Below are 16,985 nucleotides of genomic sequence, written 5' to 3' on the forward strand. Positions count from 1 at the left end.
GGCGATGGGGGAGGAATGCCGTGCGCATTGTGAAGGGTGCTGCCGTCTCGGCGGCCGTGATCCTGCTCGTGACGCTCGCAGGCTGCGCGCCCGAACCCGAGCCGTACGCGCCACGCGTCTCGGCCGACGGCCCGCCGCCCGGTGACGCGGTCGAGGTGGCGGAGGGCGGCCTCGACGGCGCGCTCGAAGCGCTGGAGGGCGACATCCAGGGGATCCTCGACGAATCGGGCGTGCCCGGCGCAGCCGTCGCGGTCGTGCACGGCGACGAGCTGCTCTTCGCCAAGGGGTTCGGCGTTCGCGAGGTCGGTGAGGACGAGCCGGTCGACGAGGAGACGGTGTTCCAGATCGCCTCGATGTCCAAGCCGATCGCAGCGACCGTGGTGGCCTCGCAGCTGGGCGACGGACTCACGTGGGACACCCCGGCTGCGCAGTACCTGCCCGGGTTCGGGCTCGCCGACCCGTGGGTCACCGAGCACGTCACGGTCGGCGACCTCTTCGCGCACCGGTCGGGGCTGCTGATGGCCGCCGGCGACTCGCTCGAGGACATCGGGTACGACCGCGACTACATCCTCGAGCACCTCGACCAGGTGCCGCTCGACCCGTTCAGGTCGACGTACAACTACGCCAACTTCGGGCTCACCGCGGGCGCAGAGGCGGTCGCGAACGCCGTCGGCACCGACTGGGAGACCCTGTCGGAGCAGGCCCTGTACGAGCCGCTCGGCATGGACTCCACGAGCTCGCGCTACGAGGACTTCCTCGCGCAGGACGACCGGGCCACGCTGCACGCGCTCGAGGACGGCGAGTTCCAGCCGCTCTACGAGCGGGATGCCGACGCGCAGACCCCGGCCGGCGGGGTCAGCTCGAACGTGCTCGACCTGGCGAAGTGGATGTCGCTGCTGCTCGACGAGGGCACCTTCGCGGGCGAGGAGATCGTGCCGGCGGCAGAGCTCGTGCCCGCGATGACGCCCGAGATCGTGTCGGGGCAGGCCGGCGCATCCGACCTCCGCGCGGGGTTCTACGGGTACGGCTTCAACACCGGCACCGACCCGTCGGGGCACACGACCGCGTCGCACTCCGGCGCGTTCTGCCTCGGTGCGGCGACGAACTTCCAGATCGTGCCGAGCCTCGGCCTCGGCGTCGTCGCGCTGACGAACGGCGGGCCGATCGGCGTGCCCGAGGCGATCGTCAGCACCTTCCTCGACCGGGTGCAGTTCGGCGAGGTGCACCGCGACTGGCTCGCCGACTACGGGCAGGCGTTCGCCCACTACTACGAGCCCGCCGGCGATCTCGCGAACGAGGAGCAGCCGGCGGATGCCACGGCGCCCGGCCCGCTCCAGGAGTACTCGGGCACGTGGTCGAACCCGTACTACGGCGATGCCGTGGTGACCGTGGAGGGCGACTCGCTCGTCGCCCGGCTCGGCCCCGACGGCGGCTACGAGTTCGAGCTCGAACCGTGGGACGGCGACGAGTTCGCGTTCGTGCCGACCGGTGAGAACGCGCCGTGGGGCTCGAAGTCGTCGGCGACGTTCGCGGTCGGCGGCGGTGCCGACACGATGACGCTGCAGTTCTTCGACACGAACGGCCTCGGCACCTGGACGCGATGATGGTGCTTCATCGCGCGATGATCGCGCGATGATCGCGCGATGATCGGGTGTTGATCGGGTGGTGACCGATGGCGCGGCTACGCGGCCGAGGCCACCGCGTTGTGCAGCAGGTCGCCGTCGACGCCCGGCGCGTCGGCCCGGTTGGTGAGCAGCACGAAGCACACCCCGAGCGACGGGGTCACCCAGAACTGGGTGCCCGCCCATCCGCCGTGCCCGTAGGTGTCGCGCGTGAGCAGTGCGGGCGCCGCGTTGCGCAGGTTCCACGTGACGCCCCAGTCCTGGCCGCGCGACGCGGGATAGGGATCGAGTCTCGGAAGTCCCGCGGTGAGCGGTCGCAGCATGGCCTCGAGGCCGATGGGCGAGAGCAGCGATCCGTCGTCGCGCAGCAGCGCGCTGCCGACCGCGAGCAGGTCGCGGGCGCGGCCGAACAGCCCGGCACCCGGGTGGCGCATCGAGGCGAAGCGTTCGAAGTCGAGGCCGTTCTCGGCGGCGTCGATCGGCGCATGCGGGCTGTCGGCGTCGAACGTGAAGCCGTTCGCCCCCACGCGCTCGCCGACGGCGAGGACCCGTCGCTCCCACGGCTCGCCGCTCGCGTGCTCGATGAGCGCGGCGACGCCCGAGTAGGCGATCGTCGAGTACCGGCTCGTGGTGCCTGCGGCGAAGTCGCGGCCCGGGGCGAGCAGCCCGGCACGCAACCCTTCGACTGCATCCATCGCCGGCTCGACGATTCCCGAGGTGTGGCTCACGAGGTGCCGCAGGCGCACGACGTCGTCGCGGCCGGCCCCGAACTCGGGCACCGCCGCGGTCAGCGGCGTCTCGAGCGTCAGCCGGCCCTGCTCGATGAGGTGCATCGCGGCCAGTCCGACGATCGGCTTCGTGATCGAGAACAGCGGGTAGCGGTCGTCGACGGATGCCTCGTGCGACCCGGTCGCACCGAACGCGTCGAGTGCGACGACGCCGTCGGCGCTCGCGACGCCGAGCACCGCGGTCGGCAGGCGTCCGGACTCGACGTGGTCACGTGCCCAGTCGAAGGCGTGGTCGAAGTGCGGCATCGCAGTCCTCTCGGAGTGGCGGGCAGGGCGGGTTCAGCTGCGCAGCACGACGTTGCGGGGCTCGTCGCCCCGGAGCATCCGCTCGACCTGATCGCGCACGAGCCGCGCCATGCGCGGCGTCATCGCGGTCGACGCACCTCCGACGTGCGGCGAGACGAGCACGTTCGGCAGGGCGAACAGCGCGTGCCCGGCGGGCAGCGGCTCGGGGTCGGTGACGTCGAGCGCGAAGCGGAGGCGACCGGATGCCGCCTCGGACAGGATCGCGTCGGTGTCGGCCACCTTGCCGCGGGCGATGTTCACGACGAGGGCGCCGTCGGGCAACGCCGACAGGAACGCCGCGTCGACGAGGCCGGTCGTGGCCTCCGTCAGCGGAACGCCGACGATGACGATCTCGGCGAGCGGCAGCAGATCGGGCAGTTCGTCGATGCCGTGGACACGGCCGCGCTCGTCGTCGCGCGGGCGGCTCGCGACGCGCGTGAGCTCGACCTCGAACGGCAGCAGGCGCGCCTCGATCGCCTGCCCGACTCCTCCGTAGCCGACGAGCAGCACGCGGCGGTCGGCGAGGCTGGTGTGCATGGCCGGCGCCCAGCGGCCCTCGCCCGCGGCGCGCACGAAGTCGGCGATGCCGCGCTGGGCCGCCAGTACGAGGGCCAGCGTCAGCTCGGCCGTCGAGGTCTCGTGCACGGATGCCGCGTTCGCGTAGACGTGCCCGGGCGGCAGGGCCGCCTCGACGTCGTCGTAGCCGATCGACTGCGACTGCACGAGGCGCGTCGACACGCCCCCGAGCGCACCGAGCCGCTCGGCCGAGCCCATGTACGGCGGCACGACGAGGTCGAGGTGCGCGGCAGGGGCCGGGTCGGCCAGATCCCACAGCACCACGTCGACGCCTTCGGGCAGCTGCCCGATCGCGTCGCGCAGGGCCGCATCGGGCAGGGAGACGAGCAGGCGGTCGGTCATGCGTCGATCCTCTCAGGGGCGAGGTGCCGGTCGGCAGCGCGGCGCGGCATCCGCTCGACCCGGCTCGGCGCGGTCGAGGCCGCGGCCCGGGTCACGGCAGCTGCTCGACCTGGGCCCGGATGATGCGTTCCGCCACTCCCATGGCTTCGTCGCTCGGCGCGATCTCGTCGAAGCCGTGCAGCACGCCGTCGACCGCGAGCGAGGCGATGCCGTGGCTCATGGCGCAGAGCTGGAGGAACGTGCTCTCGACGTCGCCGGTGATGTCGCCGTTCGCGTGCACCTCGACGACGAGGGCGCGCAGGCCGCCGAGCGCGGCGAGCCTGGCGCGGTCGAGCGTCTCATCGCCGCGGGCGATGCTCGGGGTGCGGAACATCGCGTCGAAGTGCGCGGGGTTGCGCTGGGCGAACGCGACGAATTCGAGCGAGTCGGCGACGAGCCGCTCGCGTCCGGGCAGATGGGCCGCCCGTTCCTGCGCGGTGCAGAGCTCGTCGTCGAGCAGCGCCAGGCCCTCGAGGGCGAGTGCGCGGATCATGCCCTCGCGGCTGCCGAAGAAGTGGGTGGGCGCTGCGTGCGAGAGGCCGGCCCGTCGGGCGACCTCGCGGAGCCCGACGCTGTTCACGCCGTGCTCGCGGGCCAGCTCCTCCATGGCTCGCAGCAACGCGGCGCGGCCGGGGGCGCCGGGGGCGGCGGAAGCGACGGGCTTGCCGGCCGCGGCGGGCGCCAGTGGTGCGACGGGCGCCACTGGTTCGGCGGCGGGAACGGTCGGGATCGTGTCTGGCATCGTGACTTCCATGGTGGGCGCATCGTCGGCTCCGGGCAAGCGCTTGACAATGTAAAGCGGGCGCGCGTACCGTGTGCTTTACATTGTAAAGCGATTGGAGCGGGAACATGGTCGACGTCACGAACGGAGAGGTCTGGAAGGCGATCTCCGCAGAGAACTTCATGGTCATCGGCATGGTGACCGCGCGCGGCGAGTCGCGCACGGCCGGGGTCATGCACGCCGTGCACGACGAGCGCATCTGGTTCACCTCGCACGACCTCGCCTGGAAGACGAGGCACATCTCGGCCAACCGCAACGTGTCGATCACCGTGCCCGTCGCCAAGCGCGTGCCGCTCATGCCGTGGATCAAGATCCCGGCGGCGACCGTCACCTTCTCGGGCGACGCCGAGATCGTGCCCGTCGCCGAGATGCCCGAGCACGTGCGCAGCGCGCTGCTCGACGACATCGACGTCTCCGACGGTGGCGACCACGGTCACGTCATCGGCGTCAGCGTGCGCCCGCGGGGCGACTTCGTCACGTACGGCGTCGGCGTCTCGGCGCTCGGCATGCGCGACACCGAGGCGGCCGCAGGGCGCGTGCGCGCGGCATCCGTCACCGCCTGAGCGTGGTGCCTGCAGGCTGGTACCGTTGCGCTCATGGATGGCGGGGGCACGGGATCCGAGCAGGCGAACGACCAGGGCGATGAGCGCCAGGGTGCGGTCGGCGCCGTGGTCGGCGACGACCGCGTGCGACCCGAGCAGGTGCGCGGCGAAGCCCTGAAGGAGCGCGTCTACGCGACGTTCACCGGGCTCGCGATCGTGCTCGTGCAGCTGCAGAACGTCGACCACCTCGTCGCAGGCCGCACGGCCGCCGAGTTGGCGGTCGGCATCCTCGCGATCAGCGCCGCAGGCCTCGCCGCCGACGTCATCTCGTTCGTCTCGGTGCACAGCCGATTCCCGCGCGCCCACGAGGTGCGCGTCATGCTGCGCATCGCCGCCTCGGCGATCGCGTCGGCCGGCGTGCCGGTGCTGCTGCTGCTGCTCGCCGCGTTCGGCGTCATGGAGTTGGAGCCCGCGCTCCGCCTCGGCTCGCTGGTGTACCTCGTCACGCTCGGCGTGATCGCCTACCTGGGCGTCCGCCGGACCAACGCGCCCTGGTGGAAGCAGCTCGCGGCGCTCGCCATCCTGATGGCGGTCGGCCTCAGCGTGATCCTCATCCAGCTCGCGGCGCACGGGCACTGATCGGGCCGTCGCCGTCGCCGTCGTCGCCGTTGCGCGCGACGTTCCGGCTCAGCCGACCAGGCTGATCGAGACGATCCGCGCCGGCGCACCCGACCCGCACGAGTCGACGTCCGTCGGGAGCGGCTCGACCTTCGCGAGCACCGTGTCGCCGACGGCGATCACGACGTCGACCGCGCCCGTGAGCGACCAGACGTCGCCGTCGTCGGTCGTCACGTCGATGCAGCCTTCGGATGTCGCGGACACCCGCCCGGCGACCGTGCCGTTCGGCAGCACGTCGGTCGGGTCGGTCGGCGGAGCCGTGGGCGGCTTCAGCGTCGGCAGGTCCGTCGACGACAGCGTCGGCGAACTCGACGGCGAGTCGGCGGCTCCGGATGCCGAGGGCCCGCCCGCATTCCGGCTCGCGGGCGCGCAGCCGGCGAGCAGCCCGACGGTGACGGCCGCGAGTGCGAGGCCCAGGATCTTCTGCATGCGTGCTTCCTTCCGAGCGTCCCTCGGCGCGATCGCCGTGGCACATTCTCCTCCGGCACTGCGTCCGCCGGAAGCGGGACGGCGCCCGGGAGTCGGAACTCCCGGGCGCCGCCCGTCGTGCGTCGTGCGTCGAGCCGAGGTCAGAAGACCGCGACCGTCATCGACGTGCCCTGCTGGTTCAGCACCGCCATCCTGACCCCGACGGCCGGGAGCTTGACGCCGTGGTTCGGCAGCTCGGGGTACCAGTAGGTCTTCGTGTCGTCGAACAGCGGGTTGGGCAGCTGCGCCTTGATGACGCTCTGCACGCCGCCCACATGGAGCACCGTCTTGTCGGTCGGCTTCAGGCCGAACGGTGCGTCGAACACCTGCACCCGCGAACGCCAGTAGTTGCCGTTGACGTCCTTCAGCAGCTTCGGGTGCGCGTCGACGTACAGGTTGCGACCGCTGCCCGGGTGGGCGAACGTGTCGTTGTCACCATACGAGGTGTCCCAGTACGAGATGAGCAGACCCTGCTGGTAGGCGTAGTGGTCGACCTTGTCGACGTACGTCGGGTTGTACCCGAAGAAGTACGGACCCGTCTGCAGGTACTTGTCGTACGACACGTAGGAGCGGTTCGCAGCGATGTAGTAGTTGTCGAACAGGTTCGTCGTCTGCGCGCCGACCGCCGTGAAGCCGTCGACCGTCCAGCCGTTGTCGCCCGACTCGGCACCGTCCTCGAACACGCCGGCGATCGCGATGTCGTCGACGAAGAGGCCCGGGATCAGGTCGCCGCCGTTGCCGGCGACACCGCCGTCGGTCAGGTACCGGATGCGGAGGCCGACCGTCTGGCCCGCATAGGCGCCCAGGTCGTAGGAGGCCTGCACCCAGTCGGCCTGCGACCCGTCGGTTCCGTTGGTGGCGGGATCGAACGGCAGGCTGCCGGTGATCGGCAGGTACCCCGAGCCCGTGTCGACCTCGACGAACGCGTAGTCGTACCCGGCCTCGATGTCGTACCTGGTCTTGAAGGTCAGCTGCGCGCCGGCGGGCACGGTCACCTGACGGCTCAGCGAGACGTCGAGGTCGTCGCCCGTGCCGCTGTACCACTGCTTCGCGCCCGAGGCGGGTGCGCCGAGTTCGGAGACGACCTCCTTCTTCGGCAGCGGCACGACGATGGCCTGCGCCTTCTTCGAGTTGTACTCGGCGGGGCCGAGGTTCACGATCTTCTTCTTGCCCGGCTCCACGAGCGTGTAGTCGAGCCATCCGAGCTGCAGCTTGTTCCACGCGCCGAGGTCGCCGCCGCGCTCGCCGATGCCCTGGTCGGACTTGGCGCCGAGCCGGCTCTGCGCCATGAGGGTCCAGTGCTCGTTGTTGTTGTCACCGCCGGAGAGCACGTTGTAGTCGTCGGGCAGGCCGAGGTCGTGTCCGTACTCGTGGTAGAACACGCTGCGACCGCCGTTCTCGGGCTGCATCGTGTAGTCGCCGATCCACATGCCCGAGTCGCCGATCTGGGTGCCGGTGATCGAGTTGCCGGTGCCGGGCACGTACGCGAGGTTGGCGTACCAGCGGTGGCTCCAGATGGCGTCCGAACCGTAGATCGGGTCGCCATCGGCCTCGTCGCCGCCCGCGTGCACGATCTGGAAGTGGTCGATGAAGCCGTCGGGCTCGTTGAAGTTGCCGTCCCCGTCGAGGTCGTAGCGGTCCCAGACGTCGAACGTGGCCAGCTCGGCCTTCACTTCGGCGGGCGTGCGGCCCTTCGCGATCTGGTCGGCGTACCAGACGTTCGCCGCATCGCGCACGAGCGCCTTGGCGTTGTTGCAGACGTTCGATCCGCAGTAGTTCGCGCCGTAACGTCCTTCGGTGTAGTTCACCTTTACCCAGTCGGTGACCTCGCCGCCGATGCTGTAGCGGCCGGAGGACTGGCTCTCGTAGTAGGTGCGCAGCGATTCGTCGTTGCCGAAGTAGAGGTCCTGGAAGTAGCTCTGCGAGTAGTCCGAACGCCAGACCGTGCTGTTGTCGACCGTGCGGTCGGGAGCGGGGATCTGGTTGTGCAGCGGACCCGTGGTGCGCTGCGCGTTGGCTGCGGGCGGGTACGGCGACGCGTCGTCGCCGAACTCGACGAGGATCGCGAAGACGCGGTCCGTCGTCTCGCGCGCAAGCTCGACGTACTGGTCCTTCGCCTTGCCCGGCTTGCCGTAGCGGCTGCTGCTGCCCGCCGCGGGGCCGGAGGTGTCGGTGCCGACCTTGACGACGGTGCTGTCACCGCGCTGCTCGGTCGTGAGCTCTCCGTTGAGCACGCCCGTGATCGCCGACTCGCGGAGCGCGGTGCGCTTCTCCTCGAGCGGGTTGGGCAGGTTGTCGCTTGGAACGACCGCCGAGGGTTCGTCGGCGGGTGGGGCTGCGAACGCGGCCGGAGCCCCGATCATGCTCGCAGTGAGGAGCGCCGCGGTCGCGGCCCCCAACAGCATCTTGCGCACGTATACCTCCAGGAGGAGTGCCGGAGCCGCTGAGGGCGGCGGCGGTGCAGCATTTGAGGCAGCTCACGAGCCCGTCACTGGTGGTGGCGCCTCAGCCTCTTGTGGGGTGATGCAACACGCCGGATCCGGCGATGCCCATGAGTCTATGAATCACCTGCGAGACAAGACAGTCTTGAACTCCGAGCCGGGTCGGAGGATGATTCCGCCCCTCAGCGCGCGCCGGGTCCGTGTGCCTCACCGAGTGCGGGGCTCGTACCGCCGCGGGGCGAACGCCCTCGCGACGAGCGCCCGCATCGATTCCAGGTCGCCCCCGACGAAGCCCTGCGCCCGCGCCTGCACCAGCACGTTGCCGATCGCGGTGGCCTCGACGGGGCCGGCGAGCACCGGCAGCCCCGAGCGGTCGGCGGTGCGCCGGCAGAGCAGTTCGTTCAGCGCGCCGCCGCCGACGACGTGGATCGTGTCGACGTCGACGCCCGAGAGCACCGACGCCTGCCGCACCGCGCCCGCGAAGGCCTCGGCCAGCGATTCGATGATCGACCGGGCGAACTCGGCGCGGCTCTGCGGTGCGGGCACGCCGTGCTCGGCGCACCATTCCGCGATGCGGCTGGGCAGGTCGCCTGGCGGGCTGAAGCGCGCGTCGTTCACGTCGAAGACGGCGACCGGCACGGTGACGGATGCCGCGGCGGCGAGCAGCTCGGCGAGGTCGATGTCCGTGCCGTCCCGCTCCCACCACCGCACCGACTCCGAGAGCAGCCAGAGGCCCATGACGTTGTGCAGGAACCGCACCCGCCCGTCGACCCCGGCCTCGTTCGTGAAGTTCGCCTCGCGCGCGGCATCCGTCGTCACGGGATGCTCGAGCTCGACGCCCACGAGCCCCCACGTGCCGCACGAGATGTACGCCGCCGACTGGGCGCGCATGGGCACGGCGGCGACCGCCGAGGCGGTGTCGTGCGAACCGACCGCAACGACCTCGACGCCCGCGGGCGCGCCCAGCTGCTCGGCGACCGAGGGACGCAGCTCCCCGAGCGAGTCCCCGGGGGCCACGATCGGGGCGAAGACCGAAGCCGGCAGGCCGAGCTGCTCGATGAGCTCGTCGTCCCATTCCCCGGTGCGCACGCCGACGAGCCCGGTCGTCGAGGCGTTGGTCCGCTCGGCGACGCGGCGTCCCGTGAGCTGGTACGCGATGAGGTCGGGCACGAGCAGCAGCGAGTCGGCGAGCCCGAGCCAGCCGCCGACGACGCCGTCGTCTGCCGCGGACTGCTCGGCGGCCAACTGGTACAGGGTGTTGAACGGGAGGAACTGCAGGCCGTTGCGACGGTAGAGCTCGGCGAACGGCACGACCGCGTGCACGCCGTCGACCGCGGCGGCGTTGCGGTCGTCGCGGTAGTGGAACGGCTCGCCGAGCAGGCGCTCTCCGCGCAGCAGCCCGTAGTCGACGGCCCACGAGTCGATGCCGATCGAGCTGACCGCGCGGTCGCGCCGGAACGCCTCGGCGAGGCCCGCCGTGAGGTCGCGGTAGAGGCCGGTGACGTCCCAGTGCAGTCCGGAGGCGAGCCGCACCGGCCCGTTCGGGAACCGGGCGACGTGGTCGAGCTCGAGCGTGCCGGCGCGGCCGTCGACCCGTCCGAGGATCACGCGCCCGCTCGTCGCACCGAGGTCGACGGCCGCGACGGTTCCCGAACCGGTGCTCATCGCAGGAAGGCCGCCGCGACGCCCGCGTCGACGGGGATGTGCAGGCCCGTGGTGTGGCTGAGCTCGGGTCCGGTGAGCACGATGACGGCGTTCGCGACGTGCTCGGGCAGCACCTCGCGCTTGAGGATCGTGCGCTGCGCGTAGAACTTGCCGAGGTCCTCCTCCTCGATGCCGTAGGTCTTGGCGCGGTTCGCACCCCATCCCGAAGCGAAGATGCCCGAGCCGCGCACGACGCCGTCGGGGTTGATGCCGTTGACCTTGATGCCGTACTCGCCGAGCTCGACCGCGAGCAGGCGCACCTGGTGGGCCTGATCGGCCTTCGTCGCCGAGTAGGCGATGTTGTTGGGGCCCGCGAAGACCGAGTTCTTCGAGGAGATGTAGATGATGTCGCCGCCCAGGCCCTGGTCGATGAGCACGCGCGCGGCGGCCTTCGACACGAGGAACGAGCCCTTGGCCATGACGTCGTGCTGCAGGTCCCAGTCGGCCTCGGTGGTCTCGAGCAGCGGCTTCGAGAGGCTGAGCCCGGCGTTGTTCACGACCAGGTCGAGGCCGCCGAAGGCGAGCACGGCGTCGTCGATCGCGCGCTGGATCGCGGCACCGTCGGTGACGTTCGCCTGCACGCCGATCGCGACATCCGTGCCGCCGAGTTCTGCAGCGGCCGCCTGGGCCTTGTCGAGGTCGAGATCGGCGATGACGACGCACGCGCCCTCGGCAGCCAGCCGGGTCGCGATGGCCTTGCCGATGCCGGAGGCCGCGCCGGTCACGAGCGCGATGCGGCCCGCGTGCGGCTTGGGCTTCGGCATGCGCTGCAGCTTGGCCTCCTCGAGCGCCCAGTACTCGATCGCGAACTTCTCGGCGTCGCTGATGGGGGAGTAGGTCGAGAGCGCCTCGGCGCCGCGCATGACGTTGATCGCGTTGACGTAGAACTCGCCGGCGACGCGCGCGGTCTGCTTGTTCGCGCCGTAGCTGAACATGCCGACGCCCGGCACGAGCACGATGAGCGGGTCGGCGCCGCGGATCGCGGGGCTCTCGGGCGTCGCGTGCGCGTCGTAGTAGGCGCGGTAGTCGGCGCGGTAGGCCTCGTGCAGCTCGGCCAGGCGGGCCACGGACTCCTCGATCGACGCCGAGGCGGGCAGGTCGAGCAGCATGGGCTTGACCTTGGTGCGCAGGAAGTGGTCGGGGCAGCTCGTACCGAGGGCTGCGAGCTCGCCCGACTTCGCGCGGGAGAGGAAGTCGAGCACCTCGGGAGCGTCGGTGAAGTGACCGACCATGGGCCGGTCGTGCGAGGCGATCCCGCGGATCGTCGCGGCGAGGGCCGCCGCCTTCGCCCGGCGCTCGCCGGGCTCGAGCGGCTCGAAGCCGTCGACCACGGGTCCGAACGGCTCGGCCGCTCCGTGCTCGGCGATGTACGCGGCGGCCGTGTCGATGATGCGCAGCGAGTTCGCCTCGGCCTCGTCCGAGGTGTCGCCCCACGCGGTGATGCCGTGCCCGCCGAGGATGCAGCCGATGGCCTGCGGGTTCGCGGCCTTGATCGCGGCGATGTCGAGCCCCAGCTGGAATCCGGGGCGGCGCCACGGCACCCACACCACCGTGTCGCAGAAGATCTTGCGGGTCAGCTCCTCGCCGTCGGCCGCGGTCGCGATCGCGATGCCGGAGTCGGGGTGCAGGTGGTCGACGTGCGCCGCGTCGACGAGGCCGTGCATGGCCGTGTCGATCGAGGGCGCCGCACCGCCCTTGCCGTGCAGGGTGTAGTCGAACGCGGCGACCATCTCGTCTTCGCGCTCGAGGCCCGGGTACACGTCGACGAGCGCGCGCAGCCGGTCGAGCCGCAGCACCGCGAGTCCCGGCTCGGTGAGCGTGCCGAGGTCGCCGCCCGAGCCCTTGACCCACATGAGCTCGACGGGCTCGCCCGTGACCGGGTCGGTCTCGGTGCCCTTGGCCGACGTGTTGCCGCCGGCGTAGTTCGTGTTCTTGGGGTCGGCGCCGAGGCGGTTCGACCGCGCGATGAGGTCGGCTGCGGTGGGGTTCGTCATGATCACGCACCCCATCCGGCCTGCACGCCGCCGACGCGGTCGGCGGCGATCTTCGCGAGGTATCCGGATGCCGCGAACGCGCGCATCGGGTCGGCGGGCAGCCCGCGCGACTCGCGCCATTCGGCGAGGGCGGGGCGCACGTCGGTGTAGAAGGCGTCCATGAAGATGCGGTTGGCCTCGAGCACGTCGCCGGAGCGCTGCGCGGCGACCAGCGCCTCGCCGTCGACGAGCAGGGCGCGAGCCGTCATCTCCTGCACGTTGAGCACCGACCGGATCTGGCCGGGCACCTTGTCCTCGACGTTGTGGCACTGGTCGAGCATGAACGCGACATCCGGGTTGTTCAGGCCGCCGCCGCGGATCACCTCGTAGATGATGCGGAACAGCTGGAACGGGTCGGCCGCGCCCACGATGAGGTCGTCGTCGGCATAGAAGCGCGAGTTGAAGTCGAACGAGCCGAGCTTGCCGAGCCGCAGCAGCTGCATGACGATGAACTCGATGTTCGTGCCGGGCGCGTGGTGGCCCGTGTCGAGGCAGACCATGGCCTTGTCGCCGAGCGCGGCCACCTGGGCGTAGCTCGTGCCCCAGTCGGGAACGTCGGTGTGGTAGAACGCGGGCTCGAAGAACTTGTACTCGAGCACGAGGCGCTGCTCGTCGCCGAGGCGCGCGTAGATCTCGGCGAGCGACTCGTGCAGGCGGTCCTGGCGGCCGCGCAGGTCGGCCTGGCCGGGATAGTTCGAACCCTCGGCGAGCCAGATCTTGAGGTCGCGCGAGCCGGTGGCGTGCATGATGTCGATGCACTCGAGGTGGTGGTCGATCGCCTTGCGGCGCACCGCCGCGTCCTCGTGGGTGAGGGCGCCGAACTTGTAGTCGTCGTCCTGGAAGGTGTTCGAGTTGATGGTGCCGAGCTGCACGCCCAGGTCTTCGGCGTGGCGGCGCAGGTCGTCGTACGAGTCGACCTTGTCCCACGGGATGTGCAGGGCGACGGTCGGCGCGAGCGCGGTGTGCGCGTGCACCTGCGCGGCATCCGCGATCTTCTCGTAGGGATCGCGCGGCGTGCCGGGCGTGGCGAACACCTTGAAGCGGGTGCCCGAGTTGCCGAACGCCCAGCTGGGGAGTTCGATGGCCTGCTGCTCGAGCCGGGCGAGCTGGTCTGCGGTGAAGATGCTCACGAGTTGCTGCTTTCTGCGGTGGGGGCGACGGATGCCGCGTGGTCGGTGGTGGTCTGCGTGACGGATGCCGCGGGCGCGGCGTCGAGCGCCGCAAGCTGGTCTTCGAGGTGGAACACCTCGGTGAGGCGCACGAAGCCCTCGTCGGGCGGCACGTCGAGGTCGACGAAGAACTCGCCCATCTCGGCCTGCCAGCGGGCGTTCACCTCGGTCTCGGCCATGGCGGCCTGCGCGTCGTGGATCGACGGGGTCTCGACGTACCCGATGAGCAGGCCGTCGTCGCGGAGGAAGAGCGAGTAGTTGTTCCATCCGGTGCGCTTGAGCGCGCGGAGCATGTCCGGCCACACGGCCGCATGGCGTTCGCGGTACTCGGCCATGCGCTCTGGCTTGACCTGCAGCTGGAAGCACACCCGGGTGAGCGGTGGGGCCGCTGCGTCATGGCTCATCTTCGAGCTCCCTCTCGTTTATGAATCGTTTCAACGATAGCTTCGCGATCCCGATGTCGCAAGCGGAGAACGCGTTCCGCGGGCTACTCCGGCGGGATCAGCCCACGACCCCTCTGATGGGGTCGCCGAGCGGCACCGCGTCGAGGAACCACACGTCGTAGGGCTTCACGAGCAGGCCTGCGTTGAGCTCGTTCAGTCGCTCGAGGGGTGCCCCGCTCGCGTGCGCATCGAGGTCGGCCCGCGTCGTCCAGCGTTCGACCATCACGACCGTGTCGCCGTCGCGTTCGAGGTGCGCCGCGTAGAGCTCGCACCCCGGCTCGGCATGCACGAGCGGCGAGACCTCCCTGAACGACTCGACCACCTGCGGCCCGAGGCCGGGCTTCGCCTGCAGCACGGCGACGACGCTCACGGCAGTCATCGTCACACCTGCCTGAAGTCGATGCCGAGCAGCGATGCCGCGGCGCGGTAGTCCCCGGCCCGATGCCCGATCGAGAGGGACCAGTGATGGCCGATGCCCGTCGCCGACCACTCGTCGACCCATTCGCCGGGGTCGCGCCCGAAGTCGACCCGGCTCGTCGTGTTGCCGATCGCGAGCAGCGGCCCGGGCACGACGGTGCCCTGCGAGGCCACGAACGAGAGCGAGCCGTCGCGGTCCTGCCCGAGGCCGAGCAGCGTCACCGGTCCGGCCTGCACGTCGAACTCGACCGAGACGCCCCAGCCGCGCTTGCCGTGGTAGACGCCGAGGCCGCGCAGCAGCGGATCCCGGCTCGAGACCGCGAGGTGGGCCGGGCCGTCATGGCCCATCTCGACGACGTCGTCCTCGAAGTTGAGCGCCTGGATCTCGCAGAACGAGCCGCCGGCGCCGACGACCTGCGTCGCCAGCTGCGCGACGGTCGTGCGGAGCTCGTACTCGCCCGTGGTCGGGATGCCGCGGCCCGTCAGCAGCGAGGCGCCGAGGATCATGCCCGCGCCGAGGCGTTCGTGCTGCTCGCCGGCCAGGCCGCGGTGGTAGTAGGCCAGCGAGTCGAGGTCGAAGTCCTCGACCAGTCGATCGAGGCCCACCGAGACGCGCGCGCCCCACTCGAAGTCCTCGTCCTTCACCGAGCCGTCGAGCGTGAACACCTGCCGCGCGAGCGCCATGCGCTCGCGCGTCTGCTCGTCGGTGACCTCCTCGACCCGCACCCGCAGGTCGTCGAACTCGAGCACCTCCACGTGCGAGCCGAACGTGGTCGGCAGCAGCGTGAGGTCGGTCGACACGTCGAGCATGCCCGGGTAGAGGTGGCCCATGAGCCCGTGGCGCGCGTGGCGCAGCGCGGCTCGCACGTGGGCGGCGTTGATCCACTGCTCGATGCGCGCCCACGCCGACTCCTGGCGCAGCCACCCCGAGACCGAGCGGAACGGGATGCCGGCGCGGCGGAACACGTTGCCGACCTCGGGCACCGGGCACTGGCCGCAGTACGCGAGCCACGCCCCGGTGTCGAAGTTCGCGTGGTCCATCTTCTCGGTCGGTTGCAGGTCGATCACGAGCACCGGGGTATTCGAGCGCTGCGCGATCGGGAGCACCATCGACGAGGTCAGGTACGTGGTGAGGAAGAGCACGATGAGGTCGCAGTCCGCCTGGCGCAGCCGCTCGGCCGCGATCACGCCCTCGGGCGCATCCGAGATGAAGCCGACGTCCGTGACCTCGGCATCCATCTCGCGGAACCGCGACGAGACGTAGCGGGCCGACTCCTCCAACTGGGGGAGCAGGTCGGGGAACTGCGGCCAGTAGGTGCCGAGGCCGCCGGCGACGAGGCCGATGCGGGGCTTCCGGCGCACCTTCGGCGGCAGCAGTGCGCTCACGTCTGGCTGGTGGTGTTCGGTCATGTCAGGTCCTTCGAGATCAGGGGCTGCGAGCGGATTCCCCGGCTGCGACGCGTCCCGTCGGGTGGGCGCAGCAGGTGAAACGACGAGCAGGCGGAACGGGAGGGGCGGATGCCGACGGCGCGCGCCGCGACATCCGCCCCCGGATGCCGACTAGAAGTCGTAGTCGTCGATGTTGTCCTTGTTGAAGACCGTCGGCGGGCCGACGATCACGATGCCGCCGTCGATGACCTCCTTCTCACCGAGGTCGCCCGCGTCGAACTTGTCGCCGACCGCGCCGGTGATCGTGCCGTCGGCGAGCGCCTTGCCGGCGAACGCCGCGACGTAGCCGAGCTGGGCCGGGTCCCACAGCGCGAACTCGGTGACCGTGCCGTCCTTGACGAACGGGCGCATCTCGTTCGGAAGGCCGAGGCCGGTCAGCGCGACCTTGCCCTTGTACTCCGAGGTCGAGAGGTAGCGCGCGGTCGCCGCGATGCCGACGGTCGTGGGCGAGATGATGCCCTTGAGGTCGGGGTAGGCCTGCATCAGGCCCTGCGCCTCCTGGAACGACTTGGTGTCGTCGTCGTCGCCGTAGACCTTCGCGACCAGTTCGATGTCGGGGTAGTTGGCCGCGAGGTCCTCCTCCATGTACTTGATCCACTCGTTCTGGTTCGTGGCGTTGGCGGTCGCCGAGAGGATCGCGATCTGGCCCTTGCCGCCGATCTGCTCCGAGATGAGCTTCGTCTGGATCAGTGCGACGTCCTTCGCGACGACCTGGCTGATGAACACGTCGCGGCAGTCGGGGTTGGTGTCCGAGTCGAACGCCACGATCTTCGCGCCGCCGCTGCGTGCCTCGTCGAGTGCGGAGCAGACCGCATCGGGGTCGTTCGCGGCGATCACGATGACGTTCGTGCCCGCCTGGGTCTCGGCGTTGATGAACGAGACCTGGCTCGAGGCGCTCGCGTCGAGCGGGCCGACGACCTGGCTCGACGCGAAGCCGGCTGCGGTCGCGCCCTCCTCGCCGCCGCCGAGCACGACGTCGGTGTACGGGTTGTTGAGCTGCTTGGGGATGAACGTGATCGTCTGCTCGCCGTCGGCGCCGGAGCCGCCGTCGGAGCCCGACCCCGAATCGCCCGCGGCGCAACCCGTGGCGATGAGTGCGACGACCGCCGCGGTTGCGGCGAGCGAGGCGATGCGGCGAGCACGGGTGCCCGTGCCGCGGTTGCGGAACAACTCCATTGTTCTTTCCTTTCATTGGGCGCCGGGTGCGT

The 16,985-nt window shown here is 70.7% G+C and carries 15 protein-coding genes; 3 read left to right on the plus strand and 12 right to left on the minus strand.

The genetic code is table 11. The features are described 5' to 3' along the window. Window positions 1–20 precede the first annotated feature (20 nt). A complete protein-coding gene (locus tag BM342_RS02230) occupies window positions 21–1,604 on the plus strand; it encodes a serine hydrolase (RefSeq protein WP_218154883.1) in 1,584 nt (527 codons plus the stop codon). 77 nt (window positions 1,605–1,681) lie between these two features. Here the strand turns inward: BM342_RS02230 and BM342_RS02235 are convergent, their stop codons facing one another. The 3 genes from BM342_RS02235 to BM342_RS02245 form a co-directional block, all read right to left on the minus strand. Further along, the gene (locus BM342_RS02235; RefSeq protein ID WP_092963899.1) at window positions 1,682–2,656 is read right to left on the minus strand and encodes a serine hydrolase domain-containing protein; all 975 of its coding nucleotides are present in this window, start codon (window positions 2,654–2,656) and stop codon (window positions 1,682–1,684) included. A gap of 33 nt (window positions 2,657–2,689) precedes the next feature. Further along, complete coding sequence (locus tag BM342_RS02240; RefSeq protein WP_092963900.1) at window positions 2,690–3,613, minus strand: 2-hydroxyacid dehydrogenase; 924 nt, start codon at window positions 3,611–3,613, stop codon at window positions 2,690–2,692. A gap of 91 nt (window positions 3,614–3,704) precedes the next feature. Further along, window positions 3,705–4,394 carry a TetR/AcrR family transcriptional regulator gene (locus BM342_RS02245; RefSeq protein WP_177232021.1) on the minus strand — a complete coding sequence of 230 codons (690 nt, stop codon included), beginning with the start codon at window positions 4,392–4,394 and terminating at the stop codon, window positions 3,705–3,707. Window positions 4,395–4,501: 107 nt separating this feature from the next. Here BM342_RS02245 and BM342_RS02250 point away from each other — a divergent pair, with 107 nt between their 5' ends. Next, window positions 4,502–4,996 (plus strand): pyridoxamine 5'-phosphate oxidase family protein, encoded by a 495-nt coding sequence (locus BM342_RS02250; protein WP_092963902.1) that lies wholly within the window; start codon window positions 4,502–4,504, stop codon window positions 4,994–4,996. 33 nt (window positions 4,997–5,029) lie between these two features. Then, entirely contained in the window at window positions 5,030–5,614 is a 585-nt protein-coding gene (locus tag BM342_RS02255; RefSeq protein ID WP_092963903.1) for a hypothetical protein, read from the plus strand. A 48-nt stretch (window positions 5,615–5,662) separates the two neighbouring features. Here the strand turns inward: BM342_RS02255 and BM342_RS02260 are convergent, their stop codons facing one another. The 9 genes from BM342_RS02260 to rhaS form a co-directional block, all read right to left on the minus strand. Next, complete coding sequence (locus tag BM342_RS02260) at window positions 5,663–6,082, minus strand: hypothetical protein (protein WP_092963904.1); 420 nt, start codon at window positions 6,080–6,082, stop codon at window positions 5,663–5,665. A 140-nt stretch (window positions 6,083–6,222) separates the two neighbouring features. After that, window positions 6,223–8,526: an immune inhibitor A domain-containing protein gene (locus BM342_RS02265; RefSeq protein ID WP_092966391.1), complete on the minus strand. Its 2,304-nt coding sequence runs from the start codon at window positions 8,524–8,526 to the stop codon at window positions 6,223–6,225. 243 nt (window positions 8,527–8,769) lie between these two features. Continuing rightward, window positions 8,770–10,227, minus strand: a complete 1,458-nt coding sequence (locus tag BM342_RS02270; RefSeq protein WP_092963905.1) for a rhamnulokinase — start codon at window positions 10,225–10,227, stop codon at window positions 8,770–8,772. Beyond that, on the minus strand, window positions 10,224–12,260 hold the full coding sequence (locus BM342_RS02275) for a bifunctional aldolase/short-chain dehydrogenase (protein WP_092966393.1): 2,037 nt from the start codon (window positions 12,258–12,260) through the stop codon (window positions 10,224–10,226). Before BM342_RS02275 ends, BM342_RS02270 begins: the two co-directional genes overlap by 4 nt. 2 nt (window positions 12,261–12,262) lie before the next feature. Beyond that, window positions 12,263–13,429: an L-rhamnose isomerase gene (gene rhaI / locus BM342_RS02280; protein WP_092963906.1), complete on the minus strand. Its 1,167-nt coding sequence runs from the start codon at window positions 13,427–13,429 to the stop codon at window positions 12,263–12,265. Then, a complete protein-coding gene (locus BM342_RS02285) occupies window positions 13,426–13,872 on the minus strand; it encodes an L-rhamnose mutarotase (protein ID WP_092963907.1) in 447 nt (148 codons plus the stop codon). Before BM342_RS02285 ends, rhaI begins: the two co-directional genes overlap by 4 nt. Before the next feature lie 97 nt (window positions 13,873–13,969). After that, the gene (locus BM342_RS02290) at window positions 13,970–14,290 is read right to left on the minus strand and encodes a putative quinol monooxygenase (RefSeq protein WP_092963908.1); all 321 of its coding nucleotides are present in this window, start codon (window positions 14,288–14,290) and stop codon (window positions 13,970–13,972) included. Window positions 14,291–14,292: 2 nt separating this feature from the next. Beyond that, complete coding sequence (locus tag BM342_RS02295; RefSeq protein WP_092963909.1) at window positions 14,293–15,738, minus strand: L-fucose/L-arabinose isomerase family protein; 1,446 nt, start codon at window positions 15,736–15,738, stop codon at window positions 14,293–14,295. A gap of 150 nt (window positions 15,739–15,888) precedes the next feature. After that, complete coding sequence (rhaS, locus tag BM342_RS02300; protein WP_092963910.1) at window positions 15,889–16,953, minus strand: rhamnose ABC transporter substrate-binding protein; 1,065 nt, start codon at window positions 16,951–16,953, stop codon at window positions 15,889–15,891. Window positions 16,954–16,985: the final 32 nt, after the last annotated feature.

The sequence above is a fragment of the Agromyces sp. CF514 genome, assembly GCF_900113185.1.
Lineage (GTDB): Bacteria > Actinomycetota > Actinomycetes > Actinomycetales > Microbacteriaceae > Agromyces.